We start from the raw sequence: 19207 nt of genomic DNA, 5'->3' as shown, positions 1-19207 counted from the left end.
CGGCTCTAGAGCGCTTGCCCGCCGGAGAGGTCGTGGCCGAGATCGACTTTCTTACCGCGCGTGATAACGACTTTGTCGCCCAGCTTGGCGATGGCGAACAGCTTCTGCGCGAACGCATCGGGCGTGCCGATGCAGCCGTGGCTGGCATAGCCTTTTTCCACCGGCGCGCCGTGGATGGCGACGCCGTCATTGGTCAGGCGCATGGTGAAAGGCATCGGCGCATCATAGATGCTGGAGATATTGTCCCTGATCTTGGCGATGATCGGGAACGTGCCGAGCGGGGTGGGATGATCGTCGGTGCCGAGCAGCACCGCCGCGGCCCCGATTTCATAACCGCCCCGGAACACCGAAATCACCCGCGCTTCGAGATCGACGGTGACGAGCAGCGGCCCATCGGGCACATCGGCATCGTCCCAGTGCCATTCGCCATACCTGATCGGCCCCTGGATCGGCAGCACGCGCTTGATGACGAAGGGGCCATCGGCAACCGTTTCCGTTTCCGTGTCCGCCGGTTCGGGGGTGTCGGCAGAGGCGGTCTGTGCCGGTGCGGCGGCGTGGTGCGCCGTGGGCGTCTTGCTCGGCAGGCGCGTGCCCACCATCACCCCGGCGAGGAGCGCCACGCCCACCGCGATACCGCCGCCGATCCATTTTCCTGCCGTGTTCATGCCACCCGTGTGCGGAAAATCGCGGTGCCTGGCCAGCAGTGCCGGGCGGGCGTCTCGTCTTGACACGGTTCCGCCGCCCAGCCTGATCGAAGGCGCCGGTCAGCCATGGGCGCCGAATTCGTTGGCGATGGCGATCGTGATACGCAGCGAAAGGCGATAGGCCCGTTCGATCGGGTCGATGTAATCGCGCTGGATCTGGGCATAGCCATCCCCTGCGCCATCGGGGTAATCGGCAGGTTCCGCCATGGCGAAATCGCCGATCTTGGGGAAGCTGGTGGGAAAGGCCCGGCGCAATTGGGCCAGCGCTTCGTCGATCCGCAGGGTGAAGACCATTTCGAGCACATCGTCGCGGCTGATATCGTTGGCCCGGCTGAATACCGGCACCGAAACGGCGCGCAGGAACATATGCTGGAACAGTGTCAGCCGCAGCGCCTGCAACACGCCGATCATCCGGCGCACTTCCTCACGCTCCGCCAGAGGCTGTTCGTCGGGCAGCAGGGCGAGCAGGCGGTGCAGCTTCAGCGCATCGACCCGCAGGCGGGACGACAGGCGGCGGAACACGCCGGCCCGGTCATCCTTGATCAGGTATTCCGCCAGCGCCTCGCACGGTTCGGACAGGTGGGTTTCCGTGCCGCGATAGGGGCGCGATGCCCAATAGGCGGAATTGAACAGTTCACCGAACGCGGCCACCGTCTTGATGCTGGCCAGCGCATTGGCCGAACGGGCGAGACGCATCAGTTGCCGCCCGCGTTCGCTTTCGCGCAGCAGCGCGGCCAGTTCCTCGTAATTGCCGTCCGCCGCGGTGCCGATGCCGCAGATCACGTTCACCGGATAACCGAGCTGCTGGAGAATGGCGTTGTGCGGGATCGCACGAATCTGGCGCAGGCTCATCTCGCGGTCGGCGGAGATGTCCGACTGGCGGCGCGAAACGCGGCTGCCGGTGGGATTGAGCAGGCCGAGCCCGAACGCGGTGACCGCGCGGGCATACGTGCGGCTTTCGAGATGGGCGTGCTGATGGTTGCGGATCGCGCGATAGAAATCGAGGCTGAGATCGGTGCGGCGATAGAACGGATCGGCCGGCGCATCGGGATCGGTTTCGGCGGGGCGATGTTCGAGAATGCGGGTGAGCGTGGCCAGCGACAGTTCGGGCGTGGTGAAGAACAGATAGCCATCGCCGCCCTGGAAGCTGACTTCGGGTTCCAGCGTGATCCCTGCGCGGACGAACCGCCGCCGCGCCCATGGGCTGAGCGGCCAGGCCAGCCGGTCCGCCATCGATGCGGGGTGCGCGCCGCGCCCCATGCTTTCGCCATGCGTGTTGAAAATCAGCGCGGCGACATCGGTCAGCCCGTTGGCGGCCATCGCATCGGCCAGCCGCCCCTGCAGCCGTTCGATGGCGAGACTGGCGGGAATTTGCCCGACAAAGCGCCCGGCATCGGAAAACCCGGTCTGGATCGCCAGCCGCCCACGCCCGCGCACATAAGCGCGATAGGCATCTTCCGCCAGCAGGGCATCGAGCAGGCGCCCGCCGTGTTCCAGCGCGTTTTCGGTTTCGAACAGTGGGGAAACGTCGACTTTGCCGGCGATGCCGAACAGTTCGGCGAAATAGAGCGCGGCAAGGATCGTGGCGGGCTGTTCGCATTCGGCGATCAGCATGCGGATCGGCGCATCGGCATCGATATGGTGGAGAATCTGCGCCATGGCGAGGAATTGCCGGATGGCGGTGCTGCTTTCGATTGCCAGCGCGGCGAAATTGGAGCGGAGCGGGCGGACTGCGGCCAGTTTCTCGCGCAGGCGGACCAGTGCGCCCCGGCTGGACAGGTCGAGTTCGCCGAGCGGATCGATCACCCGGCGGATGGCGTTGTGAAGCTGGGCGGCGTTGACGCGAAAATGGATCCAGCCCATGCCGAGGCCATCGGCGCGCATCGCGGCGGCCAGTGTCTTGAGCCGGATCGCCTGTGCCGGATCGGCGGCGATAGCGTCTTCTTCCAGCGCTTCGATCACCGGGGCCAGGCTCAGCAGCTTGGCCGGATCGTCTGCTGTCAGCCGGTTGGCGACGGCGGAGAACGTTTCGGGATCGGACAGGTCGCCCGCGAAATCGTCTGCCCGATCCCGCGCGTAGGCGGTTGCCGCGCGCAGAGTGGCGAGAACCGGATGCGCCCCGTCGATGGCGTCCAGCGCGGTGCAATAGCGGGCCAGCCGCTCGGCCTTTTCGCGCAGGCGGAAACCGATGCTGTCATGCCAGGTGATATCCGTCCGCCCGTCCATGTCGTAGCCGACCCAGCTGGCGAAGCGGAACGGCAGCGGGCGGAATGCCTGCCAATCCTGCGGCCAGCGGGCCCGCGCCTTTTCCAGCAGCGTGGCGACCAGGGTATCGCGCGCGTCCCCCGCATGGGCGATAGCGGCCATCGCCGCTCGATGTTCGTATTCCAGCGTGATCGTGGGCCGTTCGGGGGAGGCGACGCAGGCTTCGGCGCCGATTTCGCCCGCCGAGGATGCGGCGGCGGCCACTGCGCGGGTCTGTTCGGGGGAGAGCAGGAATGTGGGGTGGGCAGTGAACACGCAGTGCAGTTGCGGCTTTTCCCACCGCGCGCGGAAAGCGCTGAAATCCGAAGGTTCGCCATCGAGACTGGCGGCGAAGGAAGCGCGATTGCGTTCCGGGGCCACCGGTTCGACCAGCCGCCGCAGCCGCCGTGCGCGGTGTTGCAGCGCTTCGCATTCCAGTTCGGCGATCATCGCCTCGATATCGGAAAGAGCGATATCGCCCGCTTCCAGTTCGCGCGAAAGGTCCAGCGCGAGCTGAAACACCGGGTTGAACAGCGGCATCCGGCTGGTGTGGGCGTGCAATTGCTGAAGATGGCTGAGAAGATCGGGAATGGTGTTCAGCATCGTTATGCTCGCTGTGCTGGAATGATGGCGTGTTCCCCGGCGAAAGCGGCGGCCGCGCCATAGAGGCCCGGTTGCGGATGCGTGATCAGCCGCACCGGCAGCGTGGCCATGTATGCCTGATAACGGCCTTTGTCGCAGAAACGCTCCGCGAAACGGGATGCGGGCAGAATCTGCCGCAACCGCAGGCCGAGCCCGCCGGCGATCACCACCGCATCGGCCCCGTGCGCCAGTGCGAAATCGCCCGCTACGCTGCCCAGGATCATGCAGAACCGCTCGATCGCGGCAACAGCCAGCGCATCTTCCCCGGCTATGCCGCGTTCCCACAGGATGCGGTCGGGCATGGGGGATATGCTGCGCCTTTCGCGTGCGGCCAGCGTTTCGTAGATCGCGGCGAGGCCGGGCCCCGATACCACCCGTTCCACCGAAACGCGGGCATGGCGGCGGCGCAGATGGGCGAGGATGGCATCCTCCACATCGTCCAGCGGCCCGAAAGCGATATGCCCGCCTTCGGCATCCTGCACATGATAGCCACCGGCAAAGCGATGGAAGGATGCGGTGCCGAGACCGGTGCCGGGGCCGATCACGCTGACCGTGCCGGTGGCGGGCAGCGGCCTGTCCGGCCCGCTGAGCGCGGGGAGCAGATCGCTGCCCGCGTGGGCCACGGCATGGGCGACCGCCGCGAAATCGTTGACCAGCGTGAGCCGGTCGACCGCGAGTTCCGCCGCTAGCGTGTGCTGGTCCACTGTCCAGTCGTTGTTGGTCATGCGGATCAGGCCGCCATGGAGCGAGGCGGCGATGGCGATGGCCGCCGCGCCCGGCAGAGGGCGGCCGATATGGTCCGCAAAAGCGCGCCAGGCAGCGGGCAGGCCGGGATAATCGTCAGTGCGCAGCGTCAATACCTCGCCCAGCGCGATCGCCCCGTCAGGCGCAATGGCGGCCAGTGCGAAACGGGCATGGGTGCCGCCGATATCCGCCGCGACGAGTTCGATCATGCCCGCCGCCTGACGGGACGAGCCGTTGGTGCGGGAGGATTGGCGATGTGTCTCATGCAGATGCGGCCCCGTTGTGCCTGGCAAACAGGCGGGCAGCATAGCATTGGTTGCATTGGGATAAAGGGGGTGGCGGGCCTGCCTGCCGAAACAGAGCGGCAACGCGCCTGACCGGCGCGCCTATGCGCCGAGAAGATGCACGGCCACCGTCCGCCGATGGGGCCGGGCACGGTGTTCGGCCAGATAGATGCCCTGCCATGTGCCCAGCATCGGGCGCCCGCCGTCCACCGGAATCGTCAGGCTGTTGCCGGTGAGCAGGGCCTTGATATGCGCGGGCATATCGTCCGGCCCTTCGTCGTCATGTTCGTAGGCGGTGCTTTCGGGGGCGATGCGGTCCAGCCAGCGCAGCAGATCGCGGCGCACCGCGGGCGCGGCGTTTTCGTTGATCAGCAGCGATGCCGAGGTATGCTGGCACAACAGCGTGAGCAGGCCGGTGCGAATGCCGCTGACCTGTACCCAGCGGCGCACTTCGCCGGTGATTTCCAGCAGATCGCGCCCGGCGGTCTGGAAATCCAGCACCGCCGTTTGCTGCCGCATCAGGCCGGAGCCCCGAACAGGTCGTGCGCATCGGCTTCTTCGATGGTGACATCGATGATCGCCCCGGGTTGCAGATCGGCGGGGACATTGCGCAGGTAAACGTGCCCGTCGATTTCCGGCGCGTCCGCCTGGCTGCGGCCGGTGGCGCCGATATCGCCGTCCTCGTCCGGTTCGCCCACTTCATCGATGATGACGGGGATCGTGCGGCCGACTTTGGCCGCCAGCTTGGCCGCGCTGATCGCCTCGGTCTTTTCCATCACGCGGGCGTAGCGTTCTTCCTTCACTTCTTCCGGCACCGGATCGGGCAGGGTGTTGGCCGCCGCGCCTTCCACCGGTTCGAACCGGAAAGCGCCCACCCGGTCGAGCTGGGCTTCGTCCAGCCAGTCGAGCAGGTACTGGAAATCGTCCTCCGTCTCGCCGGGGAAGCCGACGACGAAGCTGGAGCGGATGGCGATATCGGGGCAGATCTCGCGCCAGCCCTTCAGCCGTTCGAGCACTTTCGCTTCGTTCGCTGGGCGCTTCATCGCGCGCAGGACGGATGGGGAGGCATGCTGGAAAGGAATGTCGAGATAGGGCGTGATCAGCCCTTCGGCCATCAGCGGGATCACCGCATCGACGTGCGGATAGGGATAGACGTAGTGCAGCCGCACCCACGGCGCGCGCCCTTCGGCAGTGCGCAACTGGCCCAGTTCGCGGGCCAGATCGGTCATATGCGTGCGCACGGGATGGCCTTTCCACGTGCGTTCCTCATGACGGACATCGACGCCATAGGCGCTGGTGTCCTGGCTGATGACCAGCAATTCCTGCGTGCCCGCCGCGACCAGCTTTTCCGCCTCGCGCAGCACGGCATCGATCCGGCGGCTGGCCAGCTTGCCGCGCAATTGCGGGATGATGCAGAACGCGCAGGCGTGATTGCAGCCTTCGGAAATCTTGAGATAGCTGTAATGGCGCGGCGTCAGCTTGACATCCTGCTGCGGGATCAGATCGACGAAGGGCCCCTGCGTCGCCGGGGCGGCTTCGTGCACCGCTTCGACCACGGCTTCATACTGGTGCGCGCCGGTGATCGCCAGAACTTCGGGGAAGCGGGCCCGGATCGCATCGGCTTCGTTGCCCATGCAGCCGGTGACGATGACCCGCCCGTTTTCGGCGATCGCCTCGCCGATTGCGGCCAGACTTTCCTCTTTCGCGGAGTCGAGAAAACCGCAGGTGTTGACGAGAACGACATCCGCGCCATCATAGTCGGCCGACATGGCATAGCCATCGGCACGCAATTTTGTCAGGATGCGCTCGGAGTCTACCAGCGCTTTCGGGCAGCCGAGGCTCACCATGCCGACTCGGCGCGCTTGGGGGATTGTCGTGGCCATTGCGCGCGCGCCTCTACACGGCTTGCGCTGTAAAGGCTACTGTTGCGGACGGAAGTGGAGTGAGAATGGGACCGGTAAACTGGATGGCGGTGTTTGTCGCGGCACTGGCGGCGCTTGGCGTGGCGGGGCTGTGGTACGGTCCGCTGTTCGGCCGGGCGAAGCTGGAGGCGGTCGGGCCGGGCGGCATGGCCGCGCGCACCAGCACCGCGCGCACGGCGGTGGTGACCGTGCTGCTCCTGCTGCTCACCGCCGCGATGATGGGCCATATGTTCGCGCGGGTAGGCACCGAAACGCTGGCGGTGAAACCGTGGCTCTATTTCATGATGTCGGGCGGGCTGGCGCTGTTCTTCGTGATTCCCGCGCTCGCGCTCAGCTATCTGCATCAACGTATCGCCACCCGGCTGGGCGTGATCGATGGCGGCTATTGGCTGGTGGCGTACCTCGCCATGGGGCTGGTGTTCTGGATTCTCGGCTGATCCGGCGCTGACAGGGCGATAGCGCCAAACCAGCAGGCGCCGCCGGGCAGGTTTCCGATAAGCTGGCTTGTATCCGCACATGGGAATATATATTGATAATCAATATCAATATTCGGAGATGCTCCATGACCGATTTCTTCGTTCCGCTGGCCGAGGGGATTTATCGTTCCGGTTCGCGGCTCTTGCAGAACGCTGCCGACGGCGTCGCCTGGACTGAAGCGTACGACCACCTGCTGGCCCGGCATGACGCTGTGGTGACAATTGTCGATGCCGCGCAACGCCCCGCACCGCAGGCGGGCAAGCCGCTGGCGCAATGGCTCAAGGCGCGGCGGGAAGAACTGGGCGCCAAAGTCCGCCTGACAGTTTACGTGGCGGAAGATGCGGGCGAACGCGCCGCTATGGAAGAACGCACGGCAAAAGCGGGCCAGGCGTTTCCTTATCCGATCGCGGTGGCCGCTTCGTTCGAGGAAGCGGGGCATCTGGCGCGGGCGGCGCTGGCAGCGGGCAGGGCGCGAGGCGGGGCCTACCGGGTTCCTGCCGTACTGCGCCGCGTTATGTCCCGGCCGGTGCGTCCTGCGGCGCATCCTGCCCGCCGGCGGGGGCGTCCTTTTCCGCGTGTACGATTTCGACGATCGTATCGCCCGGCTGCAGATCCTGCGCTTCGGGCGTCCAATAGCCATAAGCCTGGCGCTTGCGATAGAGCCTGACCCCGAGGCCGCCGGTGGCCAGCCGCGACAGGCTGCCGCCGATTTCGTCGGTGCGGACGGGGCGTTCGACCAGTTGCACGCTGCCCGCCACCGAAGCGAGATCGGACAGATAATCGGCGACATGGGTGCCCTGTGCGGACCCGGCCAGCAGCAACCCGGTGAAGCGGACCGGGTTGATGACATTGTCCGCGCCCGCCCGGTGGGCCAGCAGTTCGTTATCTTCCGCGCGCACCACCACGCTGATCGGCACATGCTGGGCAAGGTGCCGCACGGTCAGCACGATCAGGATCGAGGTGTCGTCGCGCCCCGCCGAAACGAGAATGGCCCGGGCATTGGCGACCCGGATATCGATCAGCGTTTCGTTGCGCGTGGCATCGCCGGCGATGACATTGCAGCCCAGCGCCGCCGCCACGGACAGGCGGGATTCGAGCGGGTCCATCACCACGATATCGCTCGGATCGGTGCCGCGCTGGATCAGTTCGGACACCGATTCGTAGCCGCTGACACCGAAGCCCAGCACCACGATATGGCCGGTGAGTTGTTCCTGGATGCGGGCCATGCGCCATTTCTCCCAGCCGCGCTTGATAAGGAAAGTGTAGGCCGTGCCCACGAAAATGAAGAGCACCGCGATGCGGATCGGGGTGACGATCACCGCTTCGATCAGCCGCGCCTTGTCGCTGACCGGCGTGATATCGCCGAAGCCGGTGGTCGTGATCGAGATCATGGTGAAATAGACCACGTCGAGAAAACTGACCTCGCCATCGTGAGCGTCGACCAGCCCTTGCCGTTCCCAGTAATGAATGAGGACGACGAAAAAGATCAGGAACAGGACGGCGGCGAGCCGCAACGCTACATCCGCCCAGACCGGCAACCGCACATTGCGGCGGAGCGTGGCCACGCGGTGGATGCGGGGCAGGCGAGGGATCACGGCAGCTTGGTCAACGGGTCGATCGGGCGGTTCGCCTGACGCAGTTCGAAATGAAGCTGGGGCTGGGTGGCTTCGCCGCTCGATCCCGCGTGGCCGACCACATCACCCGCTTTCACGGTTTCGCCCTTGGCCACGCCGATGGACAGCAGGTGGGCATAGGCGCTGTACCATTGCCCATCGTGTTCCAGCACCACCACTTTGCCATAGCGTACGGGTTCTTCCCCGGCATAGATCACTTTGCCCGCCTTGGACGCCGCGACGGCCTGGCCGAGCGTGGCATCGATATCGATGCCGCGATGGCCCGCCTGCGCATCGAAGCGGGTGATGACCTTGCCGGTCAGCGGCCAGCGGAATCCGCTGTCGGTCGCCGCGGCCCTGGCCGCCGCCGCCGCCTCCTGCGATGCCCTGGCCGCTTCCTTTGCCCGGGCATCGTGGACCATTGCCGGAATCACCAGCTTCTGCCCGGTCTTGATCACCGCATCCTTGCCCAGCCCGTTGGCGGTGAGGATATCGTCGTAAGGCACACCGTATTTGAAAGCGATGCCGAAGCCGGTTTCCCCTTCGGCCACCACATGGGTGCGCTGGCGCGGAATGCGCAGCCTTTGCCCCACTTTGACGACGTAGGGCGCGGTCAACCCGTTGGCCTGCGCCAGAACCGAACGGGGAATGCCCGTGCGGATGGCGATGCCATTGAAGGTTTCCCCCGGTTTGACGACATGGCTGGTTTCGGTATCGATCCGCAGCGCGCTCCTAGCGGACGCGGGCGCTGGGGCGGGGCGTTCGCCCGCCGGTTTCGCGGCGGGGGCGGCCGCAGCGCTCCTGCGCGGCAGAGTCAGCCTCTGCCCCACGCGCACGGCATAGGGCGGCGTGAGCTTGTTGGCGGCGGCGAGCGCGGCGGGCGAGACCCCGGCGCGGTTGGCGATACCGTTCAGCGTTTCGCCGTCTTTCACCACGTAAGCCGAACCGGAAGTGCCGCTTGCCGGCTTGCTGGCCGGGGCAGACGCCCGCTTCGCGCCGCGCGGGATCACCAGCACCTGCCCCACGCGCACGGCATAGGGCGGCGTGAGCTTGTTCGCTTCGGCCAGGGCGGCGGGCGAAACCCCGGCGCGATTGGCGATGCCGTTCAGCGTTTCGCCGTCGCGGACGGTGTGGCGTGTTTCATCGGCGGGGGAGGCGGCGACCAGCAGAGCCGCCATGGCGGCAAGCAGCGCCCGCTTCATTCGCTGTACCTGCCTGATAGACCGGCCAGCGAGGCATCGTGGGTCAGATCGAGCATCAGCGGCGTGACCGACACGTAACCATCTGCAATCGCCTCCAAATCGGTGCTCTGGGCAGGCGTATGCTCGATACCATGAAGGCCGAACCAATAATAGGGGAAGCCGCGCGGATCGCGCCCTTCAACCACGGTGGTGCGGGCATAATCGTGGAAACCCTGCCGGACCACGCGGATGCCCTTGACGTCTTCTGCGGCGACAGGCGGGAAATTGACATTGACCAGCGTGCGTTCGGCGAACGGCGCGTCGAGCAGCGGCGCGATCACTTTGGCCCCCCATGCCTCGGCGGCGGCGAAAGGCACGGTGTCGGCCATGCCTTCGCGGGCATAGACCTGGCTGAGCGCGATGGAGCGCACGCCCGCCAGCGTTCCTTCGATCGCGGCGGAAACAGTGCCCGAATACGTCACGTCATCGCCCAGATTGGCGCCGCGATTGATGCCTGAAAGGATCAGGTCGGGCGGGGAATCGAGCACCTGGTTGAGCGCGAGCATGACCGAATCGGTCGGCGTGCCGGTAACGGAGAAACGCCGTTCGCCATGGCGGCGCAGGCGCACCGGGCGGGACAGCGACAGCGAATGGCCCGCGCCCGATTGTTCTTCGGAGGGGGCGCAGACCCAGATATCGTCGCTAAATTGCCGGGCGATCGCCTCCAGCACGCGCAATCCGCTGGCATGAATGCCATCGTCGTTGGTCAGCAGGATACGCATCAGGCGGCAGGCTCCAGCTTGGCGAGGCCGCCGGTGTAAGGCAGCAGGGCGGGGGGCACGGTGACGGAGCCATCCGCGTTCTGGTAGTTTTCCAGCACCGCCACCAGTGTGCGGCCGACAGCCAGCCCCGAACCGTTGAGCGTGTGGACGAATTCGGTGCGCTTCTCCCCCTGGGGGCGGAAGCGGGCGTTCATCCGGCGGGCCTGATAATCGCCGCACCAGCTGATCGAGGAAATCTCGCGATAGGCGTTCTGCCCCGGCAGCCAGACTTCGAGATCGTATGTCTTCTTCGCCGTCGCCCCCATATCGCCCGCGCAGAGCAGCATCGTGCGGTAGGGCAGGTCCAGCGCTTCAAGCACGCTTTGCGCCGCGTGGACCATATGATCGTGTTCCGCCTGCCATTGATCGGGGCGGCACACGCTGACCAGTTCGACCTTTTCGAACTGGTGCTGGCGGATATAGCCGCGCGTGTCGCGCCCGGCCGCGCCCGCTTCGCTGCGGAAGCAGGGGGTCAGCGCGGTCATGCGGATCGGCTGGTCCATAGAGCCGAGAATCTGTTCGCGCACCGCATTGGTGAGCGAGACTTCCGCTGTCGGAATCAGCCAGCGGCCATCGGTCGTCTGGAACAGGTCTTCGGAAAATTTCGGCAATTGCCCGGTGCCGAACACGGCATCATCGCGCACCAGTAGCGGCACGGCGCATTCCATGTAGCCGTTTTCGACAGTCTGCTTGTCCAGCATGAACTGGGCCAGGGCGCGTTGCAGGCGGGCCATCTGGCCTTTGAGGAACGCGAAGCGCGCGCCGGAAATGGCGGCGGCGGTTTCGAAATCGAGGCCGAGCGCCGGGCCGATATCGGCGTGTTCCTGCGCCGTGAAAGCGAATGCGGGCGGGGCGCCCCAGCGCGCCGTTTCGACATTCGCGGCCTCGTCCTCGCCCGGCGGCACGTCATCGTGCGGCAGATTGGGCAGGCCCGCCAGCATGTCGTTCAACCGCGCGCTGGCGGTGCGTTCTTCCTCTTCCAGCGCGGGCAGAGTCTGCTTCAAATCGGCGACTTCGGCTTTCAGCGCTTCGGCCTTGTCCTTGTCGCCCTGCGCCATCGCTTGGCCGATCAGCTTGGATGCGTCGTTGCGGCGGCTTTGCGATTCCTGCGCCCGCGTGGCGGCATCGCGCCGCACCCGGTCAAGCTCAAGGATCGCGGCGGCGGCGGGGGCTACGCCGCGGCGGGCAAGGCCCGCATCGAAGGCGTCGGGATTTTCGCGAATGAAACGGAGGTCATGCATAGCCTGAGCGCTATGGCGTTTCGGCGTGACCAGCGCAAGAATCGACAGCGCAAGAAGCTGTTCAGGATCGGCACGCCGCTCAGTTGGGGCCGTTCAGTTCAGGCCGATCAGCACTTCGGGGCGATAGGGTTGCAGCGTGTCGTGCGCGCCTTCGCGCACTTTGGCGGCCCAGGCGGCATCGCCCAGGATCGAACGGCCCAGCGCGATCAGGTCGAATTCGCCGCGCACGATCCGTTCGCGCACATCGTCGAGATGGGCGAGGGAGGATTCGGCGACTGTCGCGTAAATTCCTTCCTGCCCGTATTCCATCGCCGTCTTGGCCAGGCCGATGCCGCCGCCCGCCACTGTGGGGCGGCCGCCCAGTTTCCTGATCCATCCGGCAAGGTTCATCGCGCTGCCTGCGAATTCCGGGCGCCAGAAGCGGCGCAGCGAACAGTCGAACAGATCGACCCCGGCATCGACCAGCGGGCGGACCAGCGCTTCCAGTTCTTCCGGCGTCTGCGCCACGCGGGCAGCGTAATCGGTCATCTTGAACTGTGAAAAGCGGAAGCTGATCGGGAAGCCCGGCCCCACCACCGCGCGGCAGGCGGCCACGATTTCCGCCGCGAACCGGGCCCGGTCCTGCCCGTAGTGATCGGGGCGGCGATTGGTATGCGGCCAGAGGAACTGATCGATCAGGAACCCGTGCGCGCCGTGGATTTCGATCCCGTCGAAGCCCAGCGCCACCGCATCCCGCGCCGCCTGGGCGAAAGCGGCCACCACCGATTCGATATCGGCCAGCGTCATCGGCTGGCCTTCGATCCGTTCGGGCCCCGCGTCGGCGCCCAGCGTTGCGGCGGGCATCCACACCGCCGAAGGGCCGATGCCCGACCATGGCGGGGCAACCGGGGCCAGCCCCTGCAATCCGGCATGGGCGAGCTGCGGCATGATACGGCCGCCCGCTGCATGGACGGCTGCCACCGCGCGGCCCCATTCGGCCAGCGCCGCGCCATGAAAATGGGGCTCGTTCTCGTCGAAGGCGGCGGCGGGGTGATTCACGGCGGTCGCGCCCGAAATAATCAGGCCGACCCCGCCCTGCGCACGGCGGGCGAAATAATCGGCATAGCCCGGATCGGGCATTCCGCCCGGCGCCTTGCCCTGGCCCATCGGGGCCATGACCACACGGTTGGGCAGTTCCATGCCGCCCACGGCGAAAGGGGTGAAAAGCGGATCGGTCATCCCGCGTGCCATAGAGGATTCGCCCGGGCGCCTCCAGTGCGGAGCGTTTCATCGCGCCCGGTTCTTTGCCGATCTGGCCAGAGGATCGCACGGGGATGGGGCAGCGTATCGCCGGGCAGCCGGTGAACAGCCCGAACGGCCCCGGGTGGAGGCGGTAAGGTTTGCATTTTCCAGAAGAAAATGGTGGGCGCGGCAAGGATTGAACTTGCGACCCCACCCGTGTGAAGGGTGTGCTCTACCACTGAGCTACGCGCCCGCCTGCGGCGTGACTGCCGGGCAGGGCCGCGCCTTTGCCACGCGTCTGCGCGATTCACAAGCCTCAATCGCGCAGCAGCATGGCAAGAGTTCGTAACGCCATGGAATCGTTACGAGAAACCACCTCCTGCGGCTGGCGCGGGCAGGACAGGCAATAGGCTTCCGCCCCGCGCGAACCGAGCAGGCGCTCCATATCCGCCGTCATCTGCCGGGCCATGCCCGTCTGCCGGGCGGTGAGCAGCGCGACGAGATCGTTGGCCGGGGCCCGCGCATCCGCGCTGGTGCCCAGCATCAGTTGCAGCAGCGAATGATAGGCATCGGGCGAGGAACCGAGGTATTTCGCATGCCATTGCCCTTCCTTGAGCCCCGCGCGCTTTGCCGCCCAGGCAAGCGCATCGTCGAGCCCGCCGAATTCGTCCACCAGCCCGATCTGGCGGGCGGGCCCGCCTGCCCAGACCCGGCCTTGCGCGATGGCGTTGATTTCCGCCGGGCTCTTCCCGCGTGAGCGGGACACCAGCGTGAGGAAGCGGGCATAGCCGTTTTCGATCACGCTCTGCACCATCGCCTGCGTTTCCGGGGTAAAGCCCGAGGTCAGATCGGGCTGGCCGGAAAGTGGGGTGGTCTTCACGCCGTCGGCGGTCACGCCCCAGTGCGACAGCGCATTTTCGAACGTCGGCACCACCGCGAAAATCCCGATCGATCCGGTGATCGTTTCGGGCGCGGCGAAAATGCGGTCGGCCGGGGTGGACACCCAATAGCCGCCGCTCGCCGCGACATTGCCCATCGAAACCACGATGGGGATCTTGCGCGCCTTGTGGCGCAGGATCGCGCGGCGGATTTCCTCCGAAGCGGTGACCGATCCGCCCGGCGAATCGACCCGGACGACCAGCGCGGCCAGCTTGTCCTTCAGTGCTTCGTCCAGCAGGTCGGCGATCCGGTCGCCGCCTGCCTGGCCGGGCCCGGCTTCGCCGTCGACGATTTCCCCCGCGATCGTGATGACGCCGATGGCCTTGCCCGGCTTGCCGGGCTTGTTGGCCGCCAGCCACGGATCGAGTTCGGTATGGGCGAAACTGCCGGGGCCGGGGTTCCAGTCGTCCGGCCCGGCCAGCTTGGCCACGCGGTTGCCGAACGCTACCCAATCGCCGACGTGATCGACCAGCCCCGCCTGTTTCGCGGCCTGCGCGCTGTCGCCGCGCGCGCCGGCCAGCCATTCCACCGGTTGCCCGGTGACCAGCGTCAGATTGGCGGAAGGCCGGGCCTTCTTCACATCCGCTTTCCATTCTTCCCACAGCGCGGAATAGAGCGCGCTGGCATCCTCGCGCGCTTCGGCGGACATATCGTTGCGGATGAAGGGTTCGATGGCCGACTTGTATGTGCCGACGCGGAAGACGTGCGCGTTGACTTTCAGCCGTTCCAGCAGCCCGGCGTAATAGAGCCGGTCCCCGCCGGGCCCGGCCACTACCGCGCCGCCGAGGGGATCGACCCAGACTTCGCTCGCATGGGCGGCCAGCATCATCCCGTCATCGACGTAGGCATTGGCGAATGTCAGCACCGGTTTCTTCGCCGCCCGGGCGCGATCCAGCGCGGCGCCGATTTCCGCCAGATGAACCTGCCCGCCGCCGGTGAAACGCGACAGATCGAGCACGATCACGCGGATGCGCTTGTCGGCGGTGGCGGCGTCGATGGCGCGCACCAGATCGCGGGCCTGATATTCACGCGCGGGCATTTCCTGGGAAAGGAGAATCTGCAGCGGATCGGTCTGCGAGGCTTCTTCCACCACCGACCCATCCAGTTGCAGCAGCAACGCGCCTTCGCGCACCTGGCCGGGGCTGGGGCGGGCGGTCAGCACCATGTAGAGCCCGACGAAGAACAGCAACAGGAACAGCAGGGCGAGAGCATCCTTGATGCCCACCAGAAGCCGCCAAACCTTGCCCGCGAACGTCATGATCGAAATGCTCCTGTCGCATGGCCCGCCATGATCGCCGCAGGCTACAGCGCCACGTCTTAGAGGGATTTGCAGGCCAATGGAAACATCTGCCGCTTGCGAAAAGGAGGGCAAGCTGGGGAAAGCGGCCGAACGATCATCGGGCCGATCACGGGGCCAGGCCATGGCAAAGGCGGGGAAATCGCCGCCGAATCACCTTGAGCGGGAGCGCGCGGCGCAGTAAAGGCCCCGTTTCAATGACATTGCCGCCCATCACTCCCGCCCGTGGCCAGTATCCGGCCGGTGGTCTCGCCTTTCCGCATCGCGGCCTGCTCGGCATCGCCGGGCTCGAGACTCACGAAATCCTCTTCCTGCTGGACGAAGCGGAACAATGGGTCGAACTGAACCGACGCGCGGCGAAACATTCCGAAGCGCTGGCCGGGCTGACGATCATCAACGCCTTCTTCGAAAATTCGACGCGCACGCTGCTCAGCTTCGAAATCGCGGGCAAGCGGCTGGGGGCGGATGTCGTCAACATGCTGGCCGCGCAATCGAGCATCAAGAAGGGCGAAACGCTGATCGACACGGCGGTGACGCTGAATGCGATGCGGGCCGATGCCATCGTCATCCGCCATGCCAGTTCGGGCGCGGTGGCGCTGATCGCCGATCAGGTCGCCTGTCCGGTGCTCAACGCCGGGGATGGCCAGCACGAACATCCGACGCAGGCCCTGCTCGATGCGCTGACCATTCGCCATGCCCTGCGCGAACGCGGGAAAAGCGAGGAATTCAACGGGCTGCGGGTGACGATCTGCGGGGATATCCTGCACAGCCGCGTGGCCCGTTCCAATATTCTCTGCCTCGCCTCGCTCGGCGCGAGAGTGCGGGTCTGCGCGCCGCCGGCGCTGATGCCCGAAGCGATCGAAGCGATGGGCGTGGAAACCTTCCACGATTTCGAAGCCGCGCTGGACGGGGCCGATATCGTGATGATGCTGCGTTTGCAGAACGAGCGGATGCAGGGCCAGTTCATCCCCAGTCCGCGCGAATATCGCCACCTTTATGGTTTGACGGCGCAGCGGCTGCGCCGCTGCGCGCCCGATGCGCTGGTGATGCATCCCGGGCCGATGAACCGCGGCGTGGAAATCGACAGCGAAGTGGCCGATCTGGCCGGGACCAGCCTGATCACCCGGCAGGTGGAAATGGGCGTGGCCATCCGCATGGCCTGCCTCGATGTGCTGACGCGTCGTTCGCGCGGGGTCGAAGGCTGGGCCGAAGCACAGGGGAACCGGGCATGAAGCAGCAACGCCCCTTGACGATCACCGGCGGGCGGCTCGTCCTGCCCGGCGAAGTGCGCACCGGCGCCTTGCGCTGCGTCGAAGGCCGGATTGTCGGCCTCGGCGCGATCGATCCGGAAGACGGGGATGAGATCGTCGACGCCGGGGGGAAACTGATCGCACCCGGCCTGGTCGATTTCGGCGTTTTCGCGGTGGACAAGCCCGCGTTCCATTTCGGTGGGATCACCCGCGCGGCGCTGATGCCCGATCAGGCGCCGCCGCTGGATCACCCGGCGCGGGTGCAGTTCCTCGCCTATAGCGGCAAGCCCGATTTCTGGGTCCATCCGCTGGCCGGGGCCACGCGCGGGCTGGAAGGGCGCGAACTGGCCGAACTGGCGCTGATGCGCGATGCGGGCGCGCGCGGCATCGCCACCGGGCGCGGCTGGATTGCGGATTCGGGCATCATGCTGCGCCTGCTGCGCTATGCGGCGATGCTGGACATGGTGGTGGTCAGCCATGCCGAGGATGCGGGGCTGGTGGGCAGCGCCGTGGCCACCGCAGGCGAAATGGCGACCCGGCTGGGCCTGCCCAGCGCCCCCGCACAGGCGGAGGCGGTGGCCGTGGCGCGTGATATCGCGCTGGCCGAAATGGCGGGCGCGCGCCTGCATTTCCGCCAGGTGACGACGCAGGCCGCGCTCGATCTGGTGCGCGCGGCGAAGCTGCGCGGCGTGGCGGTGACAGCGGGCGTCACGCCTGCGCATTACATGCTGTCCGATCTCGCCGTGGCGAAATTCCACACTTATGCGCGGCTGTCGCCACCCTTGCGGCAGGAAGCGGACCGGCAGGCGGTGATTGCCGCCATCGCTGACGGCACGATCGATGTCATCGCATCGGGCCACGATCCGCGTGGGCCCGAAGACAAGCGCCTGCCGTTCGCCGATGCCGAACCGGGCATGGCCGGGGCGGAAAGCCTGCTGGCGATGGTGCTGTCGCTGGTGCGCGACGGGGTGATCGATATGGCGCGCGCTTTCGCGCTGGCGGCGGGCAATCCGGCGCAGCTGCTGGGCGTTCCCGCCGGACGGCTGGAAACGGGGCTGGAAGCCGATCTGGTGCTGGTCGATCCGGACAAGCCGTGGGTGATCTCGTCCACGCGCATGGCGGCCAGCGCGGGCAACACCCCGTTCGATGGGCAGCCGGTGCAGGGCCGCGCCACCGCGCTTTACAAGGGCGGCGTGGCGATCGGCTGACCGCCGGGCGCATGGCTAGATAGGCAGAGGGGCGGAGCGATCCTCCGCCAGGCCGGTCAGCCGTTGGTCAGGCAGATTTGCCCCTGGGCCTTGAGCGTCGAACACACGGCGCGGGCGTCGGCTAGGCTCAATCCTGCCGCCAAAACGCGCCAATAGGTCTTGCCGTTCACGTTGGCCTGAGTGATCCGGATCTGGCTGGGATCGAGCCCGCGATATTGCCGGAGATAGATCTGCGATGCCTGCCGGGCGCGTTGTTCCGATCCGAACGCGCCCAGCTGGACCAGTCGGTTGCCGCTCGGCCGCTTCGCCGCCGCGACAGTTGCCGATGGCGTTTCGCGCCGTGTGGGCTGGGGGGCCGGAAGCGGGGCGGGGCTCGTGCGATAGCGGGCCGGGATCGCCTGCACCACCGGCTGGGATACGAACCGGACCGAATCGGCGATCATGGCCGTCGGCGTCGCCCCTTGCGGTGTGTCCGCCACGAATGCCGCGTGGAAATCGTCGGGCTGGGCGGCGGTGGGTGCAGGGGTGTAATGGGCGGGGATCACTTTGATCGGTGCGGCGGAAGCAGCGGCGACCGGCGCAAGCGCGGGCAGTTCGCCGCCGCGATAGGGCGCGGCGGGCGCTGTATAGGCCGCTTCGGCCGGGCCGCTGTCGGCGGCGGGCGGTTGTTGCGCGGGCGTGCCGGTCAGCGCGAATGCTTCGGGGCGGCCCGGGTCCTTCGCGATCACCGGGACTTGCAGCAGCGCCGCGACGCGGTGCTGGAATGCGCCCGATTGCGCGGTGGCGGCCCATTCGGCCAGCCGGTCGCCCAGCTTTTCCGCCGGAATATCCATCGATGCCATGATGCGGGCCTGCCGCCAGTCCCCGCCAATCGCCAGGGTATAGGCAAGGTTCTGGCGGACTTTGGGCGTGTTTTCGCCGCTGCGGATGGCATCGGTCAGAATCGCCGCGCCGCGCTGGGGATCGCCCGCCAGCGCATAGGCCAGGCCGAGATCGGCGGGGGCGATGGTGTCATTGGCGCTGTCGAGCACGGCCAGCGCTTCCCCCGCGCGGCCCGCACCGATCTGCGCGAGCGCGAGGCTGAGCATGGTGCGCGGCGAGGTGTCGCCCAGCGCCACGGCATCGCCAAACGCGGCGGCGGCGGACACGAAACGGCCCGCGTTGAGATAGGCGGACCCCAGCGTGGTGCGATAACCCGCATTGTCCGGCGCGGCGGCCACAGCCTGTTCCGCCCATGCAACGGCCTTGTCCCGTTTCCCTTTGGCGAGCGCGTTCTGGGCCTGCCGCGCGGACATGGCGGCATCGGGCGTGCGGGCATAGAGACTGCCCGTCAGCGCGCTGCTGCCGATCAACGCTGCGGCGGCCAGAACGAGCAGGCGCTTGCGGTTCGCGGTCTGGGTCATGTCGGGTATGTCCTTG

At 66.8% G+C, this 19207-nt stretch carries 15 protein-coding genes and 1 tRNA gene; 3 read left to right on the top strand and 13 right to left on the bottom strand.

Going from position 1 to position 19207, the window contains the following annotated elements; genetic code table 11:
• Positions 1–5: 5 nt before the first annotated feature.
• The 5 genes from K5X80_RS15780 to rimO all read right to left on the bottom strand — a co-directional run bounded on the left by K5X80_RS15780 (position 6) and on the right by rimO (position 6501).
• Positions 6–665, bottom strand: a complete 660-nt coding sequence (locus K5X80_RS15780; protein WP_222558653.1) for a L,D-transpeptidase family protein — start codon at positions 663–665, stop codon at positions 6–8.
• A 99-nt stretch (positions 666–764) separates the two neighbouring features.
• Positions 765–3551, bottom strand: coding sequence for a phosphoenolpyruvate carboxylase (locus tag K5X80_RS15775; RefSeq protein ID WP_222558652.1), 2787 nt, complete (start codon positions 3549–3551; stop codon positions 765–767).
• A 2-nt stretch (positions 3552–3553) separates the two neighbouring features.
• Positions 3554–4543 (bottom strand): glucokinase, encoded by a 990-nt coding sequence (gene glk, locus K5X80_RS15770; RefSeq protein ID WP_261390569.1) that lies wholly within the window; start codon positions 4541–4543, stop codon positions 3554–3556.
• 177 nt (positions 4544–4720) lie between these two features.
• Positions 4721–5137 (bottom strand): secondary thiamine-phosphate synthase enzyme YjbQ, encoded by a 417-nt coding sequence (locus tag K5X80_RS15765; RefSeq protein ID WP_222558651.1) that lies wholly within the window; start codon positions 5135–5137, stop codon positions 4721–4723.
• Entirely contained in the window at positions 5137–6501 is a 1365-nt protein-coding gene (rimO, locus tag K5X80_RS15760) for a 30S ribosomal protein S12 methylthiotransferase RimO (protein WP_222558650.1), read from the bottom strand. The genes K5X80_RS15765 and rimO overlap by 1 nt, the downstream gene beginning before the upstream one ends.
• A gap of 65 nt (positions 6502–6566) precedes the next feature.
• Between rimO and K5X80_RS15755 the strand changes: the two genes are divergently transcribed.
• Positions 6567–6977: a DUF1761 domain-containing protein gene (locus K5X80_RS15755; RefSeq protein ID WP_222558649.1), complete on the top strand. Its 411-nt coding sequence runs from the start codon at positions 6567–6569 to the stop codon at positions 6975–6977.
• 552 nt (positions 6978–7529) lie between these two features.
• Here the strand turns inward: K5X80_RS15755 and K5X80_RS15750 are convergent.
• The 7 genes from K5X80_RS15750 to sppA all read right to left on the bottom strand — a co-directional run bounded on the left by K5X80_RS15750 (position 7530) and on the right by sppA (position 15291).
• The gene (locus K5X80_RS15750; protein WP_222558648.1) at positions 7530–8612 is read right to left on the bottom strand and encodes a potassium channel family protein; all 1083 of its coding nucleotides are present in this window, start codon (positions 8610–8612) and stop codon (positions 7530–7532) included.
• Positions 8609–9832, bottom strand: a complete 1224-nt coding sequence (locus K5X80_RS15745; RefSeq protein WP_222558647.1) for a LysM peptidoglycan-binding domain-containing M23 family metallopeptidase — start codon at positions 9830–9832, stop codon at positions 8609–8611. The genes K5X80_RS15750 and K5X80_RS15745 overlap by 4 nt, the downstream gene beginning before the upstream one ends.
• Complete coding sequence (gene surE, locus K5X80_RS15740; RefSeq protein WP_222558646.1) at positions 9829–10593, bottom strand: 5'/3'-nucleotidase SurE; 765 nt, start codon at positions 10591–10593, stop codon at positions 9829–9831. Before surE ends, K5X80_RS15745 begins: the two co-directional genes overlap by 4 nt.
• A complete protein-coding gene (gene serS, locus K5X80_RS15735; RefSeq protein WP_222558645.1) occupies positions 10593–11873 on the bottom strand; it encodes a serine--tRNA ligase in 1281 nt (426 codons plus the stop codon). The genes surE and serS overlap by 1 nt, the downstream gene beginning before the upstream one ends.
• 93 nt (positions 11874–11966) lie before the next feature.
• Entirely contained in the window at positions 11967–13091 is a 1125-nt protein-coding gene (locus K5X80_RS15730; protein ID WP_261390568.1) for an oxidoreductase, read from the bottom strand.
• Positions 13092–13272: 181 nt separating this feature from the next.
• Positions 13273–13347, bottom strand: a tRNA-Val gene (locus K5X80_RS15725).
• Positions 13348–13410: 63 nt separating this feature from the next.
• Complete coding sequence (sppA, locus tag K5X80_RS15720) at positions 13411–15291, bottom strand: signal peptide peptidase SppA (protein WP_222558643.1); 1881 nt, start codon at positions 15289–15291, stop codon at positions 13411–13413.
• Positions 15292–15527: 236 nt separating this feature from the next.
• Here sppA and K5X80_RS15715 point away from each other — a divergent pair, with 236 nt between their 5' ends.
• Together K5X80_RS15715 and K5X80_RS15710 are read left to right on the top strand one after the other, a co-directional pair.
• Positions 15528–16562, top strand: coding sequence for an aspartate carbamoyltransferase catalytic subunit (locus tag K5X80_RS15715; RefSeq protein ID WP_222558642.1), 1035 nt, complete (start codon positions 15528–15530; stop codon positions 16560–16562).
• Positions 16559–17788 carry a dihydroorotase gene (locus K5X80_RS15710; RefSeq protein WP_222558641.1) on the top strand — a complete coding sequence of 410 codons (1230 nt, stop codon included), beginning with the start codon at positions 16559–16561 and terminating at the stop codon, positions 17786–17788. The genes K5X80_RS15715 and K5X80_RS15710 overlap by 4 nt, the downstream gene beginning before the upstream one ends.
• Positions 17789–17844: 56 nt before the next feature.
• Here the strand turns inward: K5X80_RS15710 and K5X80_RS15705 are convergent, their stop codons facing one another.
• On the bottom strand, positions 17845–19191 hold the full coding sequence (locus K5X80_RS15705) for an SPOR domain-containing protein (protein WP_222558640.1): 1347 nt from the start codon (positions 19189–19191) through the stop codon (positions 17845–17847).
• Between the last annotated feature and the right edge of the window lie 16 nt (positions 19192–19207).

The organism is Caenibius sp. WL, assembly GCF_019803445.1.
Classification (GTDB): Bacteria; Pseudomonadota; Alphaproteobacteria; order Sphingomonadales; family Sphingomonadaceae; genus Caenibius.
This window is presented reverse-complemented; position numbering and strand designations above follow the sequence as displayed.